Here is a 14,405-nt window from a genome sequence, read left to right on the forward strand (position 1 = left end):
CTTAAAATTCGCAGTGGATTTGAATGCTGGAGAGAGAAGCCTATTTCCCCTGACACAAAGCGGCAAGATCTTGGATCTGCAGCGGTCCGCGTCTAGATTATTGGGCTATGGCCATACGGTACCATCAGTTACTGCATTTTTTCATTGAAGCATGTGACCTCTAAAATAGCCATGTCGATCGGCGTCCCATCATGACGGGTTACGAACACCTGCGTGCGCTCCCCGGCGGCCAGATCGAAATGGTTGTCGTCAAAACGGAGATGAGGATCGTCAGACCGGATACGCACGGCAAGGGCGTAGCTATCGGCGGCGATCGTCAGGCGAAAGCCGTTCTCCATGATGGCATGCTCCACTCTCAGGCCCGGTTCCGGATTGAGCGCCAACTCCTTCACCGCAGCCAGCAGCAGTCGGTTAGCAGGAAATAGGCCCGCTGTGCTGCGAACGGTGAGGATCCGGTCCGTTGCGGCGAATAGGGGGGCACGCCAAACGCAATCGCTACTGTTAGGTGGGACGTCAAAGAGGACCTTCACCTGCCAGTCATGCCCGTTCTCCAGCTTGGCCAGGGTAACGTCCGCATTACCACCAACAGCGGAGAGCGTGTCGTTGGTGATCCACAACTCAACCTCGTCACCGGCCTGACGAAATGAGGCGAGAACGGGCGCAAAGGCGCGCTTCGTGGCATACCAGCTCGCTTTGGCAACACCGTCGTAATCGATCAGGCTCCAACTGATACCCGGCCAGCAATCATTGTGCTGCCAGATGAGAGCGCCAGAGCAATGCGGCTTGCGGCGGCGGTAATGTTCGATACCGAACTTAAGTCCCTCGGCCTGTGAGAGCATGGAGAAGTCGACAAACTGCTCGATCGTCTGCGGTGCCCCCGTGATTGGCAGCATCATGGGAGCGGCCTTATCCACCGTGTCCTTAGTTCTATCTAAAAAGCCCTCGCTGCCCAGTTTCAGGTCCTCGGGCGCCATCCAGCGCCTGAGCGTACCAATATCCGGTGCTCCCTGAAGCCCGAACTCACTGACGAACCGGGCCATGTCCTCTTGGTAGCGAGTGTAGGCGACGCCCTCTGGCGAAGTTTCGAACTCGCCAACCACATCGGCGTCGGGAACGTGCGGGGTGCCATGCCATACGGTCCAATTGTGTGAATCGCCGCCACGCATGCTGTTTGGCGATGGTCCGCCCCATGGGCTGCTGGGCCAATACGGACGGTGGGGATCGAGCGTCCCGAGCAACTCTGGCAGCACATCATCGTAGATCGGCAGGCCGACGATCGGTTCCGTCGTGCCGTTGACGTGATCCACGAAATGCTGGATCGATTGATTCTCGTTGTTGCCGCACCAGATCGCAAGGCATGCGCGATGGCGCAGTCGCTTGATCTGGTCGATGGCCTCGGCACGGACATTCTCCAGAAATGCCCCTGTTTCTGGGTAGGGCGCGCAGGCAAACATGAAGTCTTGCCAAACCAACAGGCCCAGCCGATCGCATTCGTCGTAGAAGATGTCTGATCCATAGATGCCGCCACCCCAGACGCGCATCATGTTCATATTGGCTTCGACCGCACGGGTGAGCAGGTCGCGGTAGCGCTCTGACTCGATCTCGCCGACGAACGAGCTGGCCGGGACCCAGTTCGCGCCTTTGGCGAATATCGGAACGTCGTTGATTACGAAGCGGAAGAAGGTGGTGCCGGGCTCATCCGGGTCTGGCGATTGATCTATGAGCACCGTGCGAATGCCGACTTGTTGACGGTGTTCCGCAGCGCCGGTTGCGCGCGTCACCAGCGTATAAAGCGGCTGATCGCCGAGATCGGCGGTCCACCATAGCTGCGCGTTCGGCACAGTCAGGTCAATCTTTCCAGGTCCCTGTCTGAAGCCATTTGCTACGAGCTTGCCTGCTGGACACAGCAATTCGACTTTAATATCGCCAACCCCATCACCCGCCAGGTCGACGTCCACTTCGACAGATGCTGTTGAACCGACGATCTCGCGGGTAGTGAAGTTGACTGAGCGGATCTTGGAGTCACAGCCTCGCTGGATCGACACTGGCCCCCAAATGCCGACGGTAGGCAAGTCGGGACCCCAATCCCAACCCCATGCGAACTGTGCCTTGCGTATCAGCGTGCGGCGTGAATAGCTGACACGACTAGTGAACGCTTTGAATAACGGCAGAGGTTGGTCGGCGACCTTATCAAAGCTGGGGTGAAAGCAGATGGCGAGGTCGTGCGAGCCGGCTGTAGTGGATGGCAGCTCGAACCGCCAGCTGCGGAACATATTGTCGGCGCTGCCTATCAGCATACCGTCGAGATAGATGTCGGCAAAGGTGTCGAGGCCATCAAGCACCAGCTCTATGTGCTCGCCAGGAGGAAGAGCGGGCACGGTGACCGTGCTGTGCCACCACCACTCACGGTGGCGGACCCAAGCAGCGGCGGCTTCGTTCCGCTCTCGATAGGGATGTGCCAGCCGACCGGCTTTGATCAGTGCCAGGTAGATATCGCCAGGCGCGGACACGTCGATCCATCCATCGCCACTGCCCGCAATGGCATTTTCACCCAGCCCCTTGCCAGGATCGAAATCGCGTGCGCGCCAAGTACCGATCATGCTTTCGTTGGTTGCCCGCGACATGCTGCCTCTCCAGTCAGGCGGCATATTTGACTACCGCTATGGACACCCCAATAATTTCATTTACTAATAAATCAAGATGTACAAATTAGGACTGATTGGTCTCGCCGCAATGGGCGAGTTCGAACGGCTGGAGAGGACATAACATGCCGACGGTAAGACATGACGGCGCAAATCTGCATTGGGACTCAAAGGGTGAAGGCTCACCGGTGTTACTGATCATGGGGCACGTTTACAGTTCGGCGCTCTGGTATCCGCTGCTGCCTGCGCTAACCCGTAACCATCGTGCAATATGGTTCGACAACCGCGGTACAGGGCTCAGCGATACCACCTCGCCGACCACGATTGAACAGTATGCCGCTGACGCGTTGGCGGTCATGAAGGCGGCGGGCGTACAAAAGGCACATGTCTATGGTGTTTCCATGGGTGGCGGCATCGCAGCCGAGTTTGCGATGGCCTATCCCGAACATACCCTCTCCGCGACGCTTGGCTGTACGATGATCAAGACCGAGAAGACCAAACGCAGCGGCGCGGGTTCGCTGGTTTACCGTATGCCGCTCTTCGTCGCGAAGTGGCTTATGAAGCGCGGCTCCTCACCGGACAAATATGGTCCAACAGTCCCGCGCGAGGTAGCGTTGCGCGACATTGAACTGCTCACCAACGATCGCTTCACGATGCGTGGTGTTCGTGCGCAGTCAAAGGCGATTGCCAACTATTCTACGACGAAGCAGCGTGCGGTCGAGCGACTGACGATGCCGGTGCTTATCCTGCATGGGGATGAAGATGATGCAGTCCCGGTCGAGCAGGGCCGTCGCTCACATGAGATGATCCCGGGCAGCGAATATGTCGAGTTCAAAGGCGCTGGCCACAACTATCTGATTGCAGCTAACGAGGCATCGACCAAAGCGTATCTGGAATTCGTCGCGCGCGTTGATGCAATAGACGGTGGGGTACGCGTCACGGAGCAAGAACGATCCCGTCCGCCGACCTAGCAAGGATTTAGGACGCGATTGTCGAATAGGAAATCTGACCCAAACGTGACCTGGAGAGTTCACAAACAGGTCCAACATCATGATTTTAGATAAAAATCGATCCCGTGGCCAGCCGGTTGACTATCATGATGCCCACATCAGTGATTACGAATCTTAGAAGCAGCCAGTCTTAGCCTAGGCCATCTCATTGTTTCTGCAAAAACCAGTCATAACACGCCAGAATCGGATTCTCGCTTGAATCCTCCACCCAGCATGTCGCTGAAAAACCCCAATTTGTTTTGTCCGGGTGTTTTTCCAAATCGCGTCCTACTGAGGCGAATCGAAAGTGACTGAGAATGACCCAGCGGAACCGTGAACTACTCATTTGGCAGGATCCACCTGCACCGGCACAATCGCGTCATGGCTTGGATACCGGCCTACCAGTACGACCCGCCCGTTCAGCTTCTGTGCCGATCGGTTGGCAGGCTGACGCTGCTAGTGATTTCGCGACGGATGCGGGTGTAGCAGAGACTTTGAACCGTTCTTAGCCTAGGGCAGTGGGTAGTGGGTTGATGAACTAATAACATTCATCATAGATTCAGCGTCGGCTCAACGGCAGCTTCGGAAAATGCAAAAACGACGAAAAGCCTTATTAACCTGTGAGTTTTCGTCATTTGTACGCATTCATAAGCGACCACTGAAATGCGGCCGCTGTGGGAGACTCCGGGATGCAAAAATCATTGTTGTAGCGGCACAATTGTGCAAATTATTTCCTCTGCCATAAGTTTAGACATAACTACTGGGGTGGCAGCAGGCGTATCACGGCGATCGATAGCGAACATGATCGATAATGGCCCGATCCCCAATGTAAGCAAGTCCGATGTGGCTGATCTAGGCGTTGTCGTTGGCCACAAAGAACATTCTGAAGCGCTGGCTTACAGGCTGGCCATATTGCAAGATGATACAAGGTACTGGTGTAACGGTTTCGCGTTCGCTAGAGAAGTGGCCGCAAATCGGCGGTTCGCTGTATGATGTAGGCAAGCGTGTGTCGCAGCCATTTGTGCCCATCGTCATCATTCGAGCGCGCGTGCCAGAACTGACGCACTGTGATCGTGGGTAATGCGATCGGATGCGGATGGATCGTCAATCCAGCAACACTTCTCATGATATGCGCCAGCACGTCTGGCACAGTCGCAAGCATGTCGCTTTTTGCAACGACGAATGCCAGGGGCAAGAATCCTGGCACCAAGGCGCCTATTGCACGATCACCGGCTGTCCGTTCGATCATGTCAAGCACCACGTCATGTCCCGAACCATTTGCGTGCGCAACAGCGTGGCGGCTACTGACGAACCTAGCGGCATCAATTTGGTCCGTGCTTCGCGAGATACAAACGTATCGGCATTCGAATAGCTTCTGTTGAATGACAGTTTTGGCAACGTCGGGGGCGAACCCTACTCCCAGATCGAGATTTCCCGATTGAAGAGCTTTCGATAGTTCGACGTCGGGCACAGGATGGACACGGAAGGACACGTCTGGAGCGATCTCGCGGCAGTGCTCGAGCAGAGGCGGAAGGATGACTGCTTCCGCGATGTCAGACATGGCGACGTCGAAGGCTCGCGTACTGAGAAGTGGATCGAAACCGCGAGGGATCGAAAGGGCGTCGTCCAAGCTTCCGAGACCATTCTCGACAAACGGAGCTATTCGAGAAGCGACATCTGTCGGAACCAACGTACCGCCGGCAGAAACGAACAGTCGGTCGCCAAGTATGTCGCGCATCCTTCGAAGCGCCTTGCTGACGGTCGGTTGAGCGACGTCTAGTGCGATCGCTGCTTTGGATACGGATCTCAAACGATAGATCATCGCAAAGATCCGCAAAAGATTCAGATCAAAATCATTATTCTCCATGGGCATACTGTTTATGCCTCCGGATATCTTTTTGTAAAGGTCGTGCGTCGTTAGTAATGGTGAATGACCAAAACAAAACTTGCAAAGCACCCGTCGATCGATCCGGGCATGAACATCCAGTATCCAGAGGGTAGTGGACCATTTCCCGCGGTAATCCTGCTGCCGGCAATCAGCGGGTTGAATGATTATGTCGACCGGGTCGCAGGCCGCTTAGTATCAGCGGGCTACGCGACTTTTGTTCTCGACTACTACACTGCCGACGGAAGGGCACCTGACACTTCCACTCCGCAAGCGATTAGCGTGGCTGTAGCCAACCTTAGTGATACTGCGGTTGTCGGTGGTATCAAGACCGCGCTGGACCTGCTGACACAGGATTCACGCGTGGATGCAGATCGCATTGGTGCGGTTGGTCTGTGTATCGGCGGAAGCTTTGCCATCCTCGCGGGTGCCGAAGAAAAGCGCCTGAAAGCAGCCGTCGTCTACTATGGTGGCCTGCGCTACGACGACATCACTGACAACAAGCCTGCCGCGCCGCTGGACCGGGCAGGCGACCTGGGCTGTCCGCTGATCGCCCATTACGGCACGTTCGATCGACTGGTGTCCGCAGAAGATATCGCAACGCTGGAGGGCAACCTTCAGAAGGCTGCTCGCCCATACGAACTCTACCTTTATCACGGGGCGCCGCACGCCTTCGACGAAGACCATCGGGCCGTGGTCTATCGGCCCGCCGCATCGGCCTTAGCATGGACCCGGTCACTGGCGTTCCTCAACTGGCATTTGCGCGGCCTGCCTGGTCGCTAAAACCTACCTCAACAAATTGTCGAAGGAGAGAAATTTTGACCGACAATCCAGCAAAAGAAGACATCCATCGGGACGCAATAGATGCTGTTGCCCACGATCCAGCACAGAGCGGTGTGCCGCTCGATGAACCCGGACAGGACATCATTCCGACCGATCAGACGCCGTGGGCGAAAATGATGACCGACGACGAATATTATCCGTTTCTGGTCAAGAAGAACCTCCGCCCGGCGATGTGGCGGTGGCGTGATCTCGTGCCGAAGTTGGAAGAGGTGCGCAAGGATCCGCTTCGCCGTGCCGATCGCCGGTTCCTGTCGTTAGTCAGCGAAGACACGGGCGAGGCGGGCGGCGTCCTGCCATCGCTGTTCCTGGGCATTCAAGTCATCAACCCAGGCGAACATATCGTCCCACACCGCCATAATAGCTACGCGCTGTATCATATCATCGAGGGATCGGGCTTCTCGATCGTGGGCGGCCACAAGTTCCTTTGGGAGCGTGGCGATACGTTCGCTTGCTCACCAATGGCGAGCCATGAACACTACAACAACGGCGACGAGCCGGCGATCCAGTACGTTATCCAGGACATGCCAGCCCGAGCGATGGAGCGGAACCTAATCTGGGAAGAGCCCGTGGGACGTACGTTCCATATGGTCGAGGGCAGCTTGCCCCACTCCGACTAATAAACACGGCGGTGTGACCGGCCGCAGGCGGCCGGTCAGCTGGCGGCGATCCCTCATCCCGATCTTCATAGCGGCTGCGCCGCCGAAAGCCCTGTGCCCATGATACTCCATGACTTTGCTTATTCTTCCGCCAGCTACAGGGTGCGCATTGCGCTCAACCTGAAAGGCCTGAAATACGAAAGCCGGATATACGTGCTGCGTGAGGGCGAGCAGCGTTCTAGGGAGTATCTGGCGATCAATCCAGCCGGGCTTGTCCCTACGCTTGAGGATAACGGGGTCCGCATCTCGCAGAGCCTCGCAATCATCGAGTATCTTGACCAGCAATATCCTGAGACGCGACTGATACCCGAGAGCGGGCTGGATCGGGTTCGAGCCATGGAACTCGCGCTTGTTATTGCCTGCGACATTCACCCGCTGAACAATCTTCGAGTGCTCAAGCAGCTCGAAGAGCGCGCAGGAATGTCCCAGGATGGGCTGGATGACTGGTATCGCCATTGGGTGGGTGTGGGCTTTGCCACGCTAGAGGCAATGCTGCCGGATGGCACCTTCGCTGGAGGCGACAAGCCTAACATAGCAGATGTCTTTCTGGTCCCGCAGATATTCAATGCGCGGCGGTACAACCTCGATCTCACTTCGTATCCGCGTCTGGTTGCTATTGGTGACAGAGCGGCGGCGCTGCCAGCCTTCCAGGCCGCAGCGCCGCCCCCCCGCTAATCGATCTGATCAAGAGGACGTGTGCCAGGAGGGCGCTGAGAAATTCAACATGCACAGCGGTCCTCAGACGATGGCGTGCACGGAGGGGTGAAATGACAAACATAGATATTTCAAAGCTTATCGACGAACGGAGTATGAGCGGGCTGCAGTGGCGGGCGATCGGCCTGTGCGCGGTTGTTGCCATGCTGGATGGTTACGACACCCAATCAATCGCGTTCGCGGCGCCAGCGATCGCGTCGGACTGGAAGATCGCCATATCGTCTTTTGGTCCCGGCTTTGCAGCAGGCTTGGCAGGTCTGACCGTCGCAGCGCTTACGTTGAGCGCGCTGGGCGACCGGATCGGTCGCAAGCGCGTCATCCTACTGTCTCTTTTGGTAATGGGCGTGTTCTCGCTCGCGACAGCCGCTACCCAGACCCTTCCACAACTTGTAGCCGCTCGATTTCTGGTCGGTCTGGGGCTGGGTGGCGCGATGCCGAATACCATTGCGCTGACGGCCGAATATTCGCCTGCTCGGCTACGCTCCCGCCTTATCACCGGAATGTTCATCGGTTTTCCAATCGGCGCCGTCGTCGGTGGCGTATTCGCCGCGAAACTCATTGCCGCATTTGGGTGGCAATCCCTTTTCGTGATCGGCGGGATATTGCCCCTTCTGCTCATCCCGATCGTGATGATCGCGATGCCGGAATCGGTGCGCTTCCTTGCTGGAGCAGAGCGGTCACAGGCCAAGGCCAATGCCATTGCCAGACAAATCGCTCCCGACCTCGCCGCCGACATCCACGTGGTGCGTAGCGATCCCCACGGCACGAAGCCTGGTTCTATAGCCGAGCTTTTCACTCAAGGCCGGACACGCACGACGCTTACCTTATGGGCCATCTGCTTTTGCACCCTGCTTGTAATGTACCTCCTTATCAATTGGCTGCCTGTCGTGCTTTCGGCGACCGGCATGCCTCGTGAAAAGGCCATCCTTGGCACAGTCCTGTTCAATCTCGGCGGCGCGATCGGTGGGCTTACCATCGCCCGAAGCCTCGATCTCGGACATGGCCGACGAGCGCTGCAAACAGCTTATATCTGCGGGGCCATGCTCACAGGCCTGATTGGCTTTGCCACCAATGACATGCGCTTGGCGCTAGCTCTTGTTTTTGCCGCTGGCTTCTGCGTCGTCGGTGCACAGCTTGGAATGAACGCATTTGCCGCAACCTTCTACGAAACCCGCATCCGATCAACTGGTGTGGGCTGGGCACTTGGAATTGGACGTATCGGGTCAATCGTTGGGCCAGTCATCGGCGGCAACCTGATCGGGCTCGGAGCTGACACGCGAACGATGTTCCTGGTCGCTGCTGCGCCGGTCGTCATCTGCTTCCTGGGCATGATCCTCCTCTCTAAGAGCGGCCAGCGTGCCGCCGACCATCAACCCGTGCAATTCACAGGAGCGCACTGATGACGAACTACACCCATGAACCTATGCCGATCGCAGCCGCGCGCGTGGACGGTACGGACGAACTCTTCCCCGTTCGTCGGATATTCTGTGTCGGACGAAACTATGCTGCGCATGCACGCGAAATGGGTCGTGATCCCGACCGCGAACCGCCCTTCTTCTTTACCAAATTCGCTGAGACGGTCGTCGAAAGCGGCGCCGAGATCGCTTATCCCCCGAACACATCCAATTACCATTATGAAATGGAGCTGGTCGTCGCGCTGTCAGGACCGCTCTTCAATGCCACCGTCGATGACGTCCGGGAAGCGATTTTTGGCTATTGCACTGGTCTCGACATGACCCGTCGCGATCGTCAACTCGAGGCGAGAGAGACCGGACGCCCCTGGGATCTTGGCAAGAATTTCGCCGAATCAGCAATTCTTGGTCCAATTGTGCCAATGAACGGAACCGTTTTTTCCGAGGGCGAGATTACGCTCGAGGTAGATGGTCACACGCGTCAAAAGAGCGACATTGCCAAGCTGATCTGGTCGGTCGACGAGATCCTCGTCGAGCTTTCTAAATCCTATCAGCTCGCTGCAGGCGATCTCATATTCACCGGCACGCCGGAAGGCGTCGGAGCCGTGAATCCAGGACAGAAGCTTCGCGGCGAGATCGCTGGCCTACCGCCGGTCGAACTCAAGATTGCGACCGCCTGAGCATAAATTCCAAGCGGTTCAAATAGAAAACTAATAGTGGAGGGGATAATGAAAAAAGCTGTGATCGCTCTGGGGGCGTTGTCGTTCTGCGCTCTTTCCCTGGCTCAGGCGGCGAACGCCTCGGAGGGTGGTGGCAACGCCTACCCTTTGGGCGCTGAGACAGTGAATCCCGGGATATTGCCACCTAAGCCGGGGCTGTATTGGCAACACTACACATTGCTGAACCATGCCGGGCAGGCGAACGGGTCAGACGGAGAGCCTCGCCCGGTAACCAACTTCGATTTGCGTGTAATAGGGAATGCGGAGCGTTTCATCTACGTCACCGACATGAAGCTCGCAGGCGGACAGGTCGTGTTCCAGACGATCGTCCCGCATGGAGATATCCGGTTTCGCGCCGGAGCAGCACGCCGTCATGCTTATCAGCTCGGTGACATCAGCGGCGGTGCTTTTCTGTCATGGCACAGCCCGAAGCTGCATGGCTGGATCGGTCCGAACATTTACCTTCCGACCGGCGGCTATGACCGCAACGCGCCAGCTAACATCGGCCGCAATGTCATGACCTACAGCCTTCAGGGAGGTGTAACGTACCTTCCCACGCCGAAGATCGAACTTGGCCTTAAAGGCTATGCGGCATTTACCAGCAAAAACAACGCGACGCAGTATCAATCTGGTGAAGAAGCCGCGATCGAATATTTGATTGCTTACCGGACAAAAAGCAAAATGAGATTTGGTATCCAGGGCTATTACTTCGACCAAATCACAGACGACAAGATCAGGGGAATGCGCGTGCCTGGCGGAAACCAAGGCAAAGCGTTCTCAGTTGGGCCGATGATCACGTTCCAAGTCGGTAAAGCTTTAATCGGCTTCAAGTATCAAGGTGAGGTCATGGCGCGTAACAGGGCGCAAAATGATCGTTTCTGGCTTCAGACGCAGATTCCTCTCTGATCGTTGTACTTGGATCGATTGATTAGCCGTCTGTGAAGGCATGTTAGGCATACCCATCTTGGATCATGAAGCCGCTATCGGCTACTACATGAAATCTGTTATCGAGCCAGCTATGAGACCAAAGACTGTTATAACTGATGTGGAGTAGGCGAACATCCTCGATACTTGCCAGTTTCAACTTCGCTCTGCGTGTTTGATTGCTTCCGGCGGGATTAGCTTAAAGCTGGATCAGCGCCGCTTGGCGGGCCGGTGCTCTTCTAGGTTGGTTGCGTGTTTAAGGGCGATGCGTCGAGCAACAACAACATCCGCTCCGGTCCAGATGCCAGCGGTATGGAGTTCAGCAAAATGTGGGTAGTGGCCCGTTGTGCGAATTCGCAGTAATTTTTTGCGAGCGGAGGCATCTCTTGCGATATATTAATTACGGGTCATCCCGAGCATTCGGACGGTCAGGCTCGCTTGCAGCGCCTGAAAAATAGAGAGTCAGCCGGATATGGCACACTGAATGGGTGTCGGCTGCTGGCTGATCGATACGAAGCTGCTTTCAACGCGCGATTGAGCGAGCAAAATCGCAAATAGCATCACCGACATGGACGCGGCATCGATCCTTTCCGTGTTAACATGATTCCATGAGGATATCGGAGGGTACCAGCCTAACGTGCCGTGACCGGGGCCGATCGTACTGGGGGAATGGAAATTGCCTGCTAGGAAGTTGGAAGGGTCTCGCATTGGTTTACTCACAGGTATAAGTGCCTGATTGGCTGCCGCCCTTCGTAGACTTGCGAGAGGTGCTATGATGGGGTTTACGATGAACTGGCGCTTGTTATTCGCGAAAGACCTGGGGGTGGCATGCTGGCCGTATTACGAATGCTTTTTCTAGCTTTTGCATTAGTGAGCCTTACCGCCTGCGCCACTGCATTGCCTTATCGAGAGCTTTCTTGTTCAAATGCAAGCGCACCCTTTTGGCACACAAGTGAAGGTGGCAGGAAGTCTACCACACTGTCTGTGCTTACCTACAATATAGAGGGCTTGGGGTTTCCAGCCCGCCGTGGTCGAGCGACATACCTGCGTGAAATAGGCCAACGGTTGGCCAAGTTACGAACCGGAGGTAGTGCGCCCGACGTTATTCTATTCCAGGAAATGTTCAGCGGCGCGGCGAAGCGTGCGGTTGCCGGTAGTGGTTATCCTGCGATTGTTGCGGGTCCCCATCGGACGTCAGCTGCCGGCAAATCCACCCAAGAGCGTTTGCCGGGTCGATCTCATATCACGCGAGGAGAAATAGGCATCCATCTGTCCGGCAGCGGGCTCGCCGTGGCTTCTCGATATCCGATCACCCAAGTGCACAAGCAGGCGTACGGGCGCCGCTCCTGCGCAGGGTTGGATTGTCTGGCCAACAAGGGGATCATGCAGGCGCAGATTTCGATTCCAGGTGTTCCGACCCCCATCGATATCTACGACACGCACATGAATTCACGCGCGGCATCGAAGACTCCAGCCGAACGAAACCTTGAAGCCCATAAACGTCAGGTGCAAGAGGCTTCGCAATTCATCAACGCCACGCACGACGACGCCTTTCCGTTGATATTTGGCGGCGATTTCAACATGCGACATTCGGAGCCACGCTGGGAAGGTTTCTCGATTTATCAGGAGTTGAGCCTGGTCCACCGTGTTTGTGCGGATCCGCAGTCTGACTGTGATGTTCGTATGTCATGGGATGGTGACGAACCATGGATGGATACGCAGGATTTGCAGTTTTTTTGGCACGGCGATGCTGTGTCTATAAGACCCATTCGAGTTGAAGCGATGTTCGATGGAGGGCCAAGCGGCCCGAGGCTATCTGACCATGACGGCTTTCTCGTCACGTATGAACTTTCGTGGCAGGACGACCTAAAGGCCAGCAAAAGTGGCTGCTGAATACCGCACTCCCTCATCAATGCGTTCGAACATTTAATTTTGCGAAGCCCCTTGCCAATCGACACAGATCCACGCGTCCTTGCATCGCGGAGCCTTTTCCCGCGCCTTCGCAAGCGTCACATCGAGGACCGAGCCTAGCCCCAGCTCGATTCGCTTGCCGTGCAGTTTGCCAATGTAAAACCACGATCGGCCGGAAGTACGAACGCGCAGGTACAATCCGCCGCCATCGGAATAGACCTTCGGCTCGGTGAGCGTGGCCACCTGCCGAGCCGTGAGCTTGTTACGCGCGCGTGAGGGCACGATCCGTCCTCTTAAAATAGCCTACGCGGGCAGATCAAGCCATAACCCTAGCCATAACTCCGGCGCTGGCTCGCCGCGTTTTTCCACGAGCGTCGGCGAACGCCAAAACCACGAAAAGCCTCAGAAACCTGAGGCTTTCCATAGTTCGCAAATGTTCGCAGAAGACCGCTGAAATGCGGCCGCTGGCGGAGACGCCGGGATTCGAACCCGGGGTGCCCCCTTAAGGGCACGACGGTTTAGCAAACCGCTGGTTTCAGCCACTCACCCACGTCTCCGGATGCGGCTCAGGGCGGTGCCTATAACGAGAGGTATTGCGGGCGGCAAGGGGCGATCTTCCTCCCACTGTCAATTTAGTTGAAAGCGCAAAATCGATAGGCAATCGGCACGATCCGTCGCAAAACGGAGTCAAGTTGTCGCCCGTTCATTGCGAGGTCAGGCGTGGTGGATTCTTTTAAGAGTGTACCAGTTCTGCACGCGCACGGGGCGCGGGGTGGGGATAGTCCGGCACATGCTGGAACAAGGCGTATGCCATGAAAGGGGTCATTCAATGCCGAACCGCGAAAAAGCCATGGAGCGTTTGCCGGCCGGACTCGTCGCGATGAAAGCGGGAACGTTGAGAACTGTCCTTAGCGCGATGGCGGCGATGCTGCTCACTGCGGTCACGCCGCTGGCGTCGGCTTCAGCGCAGGTCACCACGGTGGACCCCGACGCGGCTATTGATGGCGACCTCAATCAAGGGACAACTCGCTCACAGAATACGTCATCTTCATCTGCTCCTGGAAACGGGATGCCGGTGGACGCTCCCCCGGCGACCGACTGGACGCCTCAGCCTTCCCCCACTGAACCTGCCCCCACTGTGACGCCACCGCCCGCAGTCGCCACCGGCGATACCAGCGCGACATACCGTGAGGATGATCTGATCGGAGCAGCCGAGGGCGTATTCGGCAAAGGGGCCAAAGGTCTGGCCGACGTCATCCGCGATCTGTTGGCCAAACAGGGCGAACCGAACGCTTACATTGTCGGGCGAGAGGCCGGTGGCGCAATCGCAGTTGGTCTGCGGTATGGTTCGGGCACGTTGCACCATAAGATAGAGGGTGAGCGGCCGGTCTATTGGACTGGCCCTTCCATCGGTTTCGACGCCGGTGCGAACGCGTCCAGCGCGTTTGTGCTAGTTTACAACCTGTATGATACGCAGGAACTGTATCACCGTTTCGGCGCAGGCGAGGGGCAGGCTTACCTGATTGGTGGTTTCACGGTCAGCTATCTGCGTCGGGGCAATACCGTGCTCATTCCGGTAAGGGCGGGAGCAGGCCTGCGGTTGGGGGCCAATATCGGTTACATGAAGTTTTCGGAAAAGCAGCGCTGGCTGCCATTTTGAAATCTTGCCCCCGCATTGGCATGCAGACAGTCGTTTAGTTCATCTTACGC

At 56.6% G+C, this 14,405-nt stretch carries 12 protein-coding genes and 1 tRNA gene; 9 read left to right on the forward strand and 4 right to left on the reverse strand.

The window, feature by feature from the left end; genetic code table 11:
- Positions 1 to 128: 128 nt before the first annotated feature.
- Positions 129 to 2,648: a glycoside hydrolase family 2 protein gene (locus tag ACZ1JM_RS17890; RefSeq protein WP_465133690.1), complete on the reverse strand. Its 2,520-nt coding sequence runs from the start codon at positions 2,646 to 2,648 to the stop codon at positions 129 to 131.
- A 119-nt stretch (positions 2,649 to 2,767) separates the two neighbouring features.
- Between ACZ1JM_RS17890 and ACZ1JM_RS17895 the strand changes: the two genes are divergently transcribed.
- Positions 2,768 to 3,613, forward strand: a complete 846-nt coding sequence (locus ACZ1JM_RS17895) for an alpha/beta fold hydrolase (protein WP_465133691.1) — start codon at positions 2,768 to 2,770, stop codon at positions 3,611 to 3,613.
- 973 nt (positions 3,614 to 4,586) lie between these two features.
- On the opposite strand, the gene ACZ1JM_RS17900 is transcribed toward ACZ1JM_RS17895, so the two are convergent.
- Positions 4,587 to 5,504 carry a LysR family transcriptional regulator gene (locus ACZ1JM_RS17900; RefSeq protein WP_465133692.1) on the reverse strand — a complete coding sequence of 306 codons (918 nt, stop codon included), beginning with the start codon at positions 5,502 to 5,504 and terminating at the stop codon, positions 4,587 to 4,589.
- Positions 5,505 to 5,561: 57 nt separating this feature from the next.
- Here ACZ1JM_RS17900 and ACZ1JM_RS17905 point away from each other — a divergent pair, with 57 nt between their 5' ends.
- From ACZ1JM_RS17905 to ACZ1JM_RS17935, 7 genes are all read left to right on the forward strand, one after another.
- A complete protein-coding gene (locus ACZ1JM_RS17905) occupies positions 5,562 to 6,299 on the forward strand; it encodes a dienelactone hydrolase family protein (protein ID WP_465133693.1) in 738 nt (245 codons plus the stop codon).
- 35 nt (positions 6,300 to 6,334) lie between these two features.
- Positions 6,335 to 6,976: a cupin domain-containing protein gene (locus ACZ1JM_RS17910; protein WP_465133694.1), complete on the forward strand. Its 642-nt coding sequence runs from the start codon at positions 6,335 to 6,337 to the stop codon at positions 6,974 to 6,976.
- A 99-nt stretch (positions 6,977 to 7,075) separates the two neighbouring features.
- Positions 7,076 to 7,690, forward strand: a complete 615-nt coding sequence (maiA, locus tag ACZ1JM_RS17915; protein WP_465133695.1) for a maleylacetoacetate isomerase — start codon at positions 7,076 to 7,078, stop codon at positions 7,688 to 7,690.
- A gap of 92 nt (positions 7,691 to 7,782) precedes the next feature.
- The gene (locus ACZ1JM_RS17920) at positions 7,783 to 9,129 is read left to right on the forward strand and encodes an MFS transporter (protein WP_465133696.1); all 1,347 of its coding nucleotides are present in this window, start codon (positions 7,783 to 7,785) and stop codon (positions 9,127 to 9,129) included.
- Complete coding sequence (locus ACZ1JM_RS17925) at positions 9,129 to 9,821, forward strand: fumarylacetoacetate hydrolase family protein (protein ID WP_465133697.1); 693 nt, start codon at positions 9,129 to 9,131, stop codon at positions 9,819 to 9,821. The genes ACZ1JM_RS17920 and ACZ1JM_RS17925 overlap by 1 nt, the downstream gene beginning before the upstream one ends.
- 48 nt (positions 9,822 to 9,869) lie before the next feature.
- A complete protein-coding gene (locus ACZ1JM_RS17930) occupies positions 9,870 to 10,766 on the forward strand; it encodes a SphA family protein (RefSeq protein ID WP_465133698.1) in 897 nt (298 codons plus the stop codon).
- Between the two features lie 864 nt (positions 10,767 to 11,630).
- Positions 11,631 to 12,677 (forward strand): endonuclease/exonuclease/phosphatase family protein, encoded by a 1,047-nt coding sequence (locus ACZ1JM_RS17935; protein WP_465135125.1) that lies wholly within the window; start codon positions 11,631 to 11,633, stop codon positions 12,675 to 12,677.
- Positions 12,678 to 12,710: 33 nt separating this feature from the next.
- Here ACZ1JM_RS17935 and ACZ1JM_RS17940 read toward each other — a convergent pair whose 3' ends face one another.
- Positions 12,711 to 12,977: an Arm DNA-binding domain-containing protein gene (locus ACZ1JM_RS17940; RefSeq protein ID WP_465133699.1), complete on the reverse strand. Its 267-nt coding sequence runs from the start codon at positions 12,975 to 12,977 to the stop codon at positions 12,711 to 12,713.
- 183 nt (positions 12,978 to 13,160) lie between these two features.
- Positions 13,161 to 13,252 (reverse strand) — tRNA-Ser (locus ACZ1JM_RS17945).
- Positions 13,253 to 13,524: 272 nt separating this feature from the next.
- On the opposite strand from ACZ1JM_RS17945, the gene ACZ1JM_RS17950 reads away from it, so the two are divergent.
- Complete coding sequence (locus ACZ1JM_RS17950; protein ID WP_465133700.1) at positions 13,525 to 14,355, forward strand: DUF1134 domain-containing protein; 831 nt, start codon at positions 13,525 to 13,527, stop codon at positions 14,353 to 14,355.
- Positions 14,356 to 14,405: the final 50 nt, after the last annotated feature.

The organism is Novosphingobium sp. BL-S-24 (genome assembly GCF_055521575.1).

Excerpts from the sequence above, each read along its gene's own strand:
- ACZ1JM_RS17950 (WP_465133700.1), top strand. The coding sequence starts at position 13,525 with ATGCCGAACCGCGAAAAAGCCATGGAGCGTTTGCCGGCCGGACTCGTC.
- ACZ1JM_RS17920 (WP_465133696.1), top strand. The coding sequence starts at position 7,783 with ATGACAAACATAGATATTTCAAAGCTTATCGACGAACGGAGTATGAGC.
- ACZ1JM_RS17905 (WP_465133693.1), top strand. The coding sequence starts at position 5,562 with ATGACCAAAACAAAACTTGCAAAGCACCCGTCGATCGATCCGGGCATG.
- ACZ1JM_RS17890 (WP_465133690.1), bottom strand. The coding sequence starts at position 2,648 with ATGCCGCCTGACTGGAGAGGCAGCATGTCGCGGGCAACCAACGAAAGC.
- ACZ1JM_RS17895 (WP_465133691.1), top strand. The coding sequence starts at position 2,768 with ATGCCGACGGTAAGACATGACGGCGCAAATCTGCATTGGGACTCAAAG.
- ACZ1JM_RS17925 (WP_465133697.1), top strand. The coding sequence starts at position 9,129 with ATGACGAACTACACCCATGAACCTATGCCGATCGCAGCCGCGCGCGTG.
- ACZ1JM_RS17935 (WP_465135125.1), top strand. The coding sequence starts at position 11,631 with ATGCTTTTTCTAGCTTTTGCATTAGTGAGCCTTACCGCCTGCGCCACT.
- maiA (WP_465133695.1), top strand. The coding sequence starts at position 7,076 with ATGATACTCCATGACTTTGCTTATTCTTCCGCCAGCTACAGGGTGCGC.
- ACZ1JM_RS17930 (WP_465133698.1), top strand. The coding sequence starts at position 9,870 with ATGAAAAAAGCTGTGATCGCTCTGGGGGCGTTGTCGTTCTGCGCTCTT.
- ACZ1JM_RS17900 (WP_465133692.1), bottom strand. The coding sequence starts at position 5,504 with ATGCCCATGGAGAATAATGATTTTGATCTGAATCTTTTGCGGATCTTT.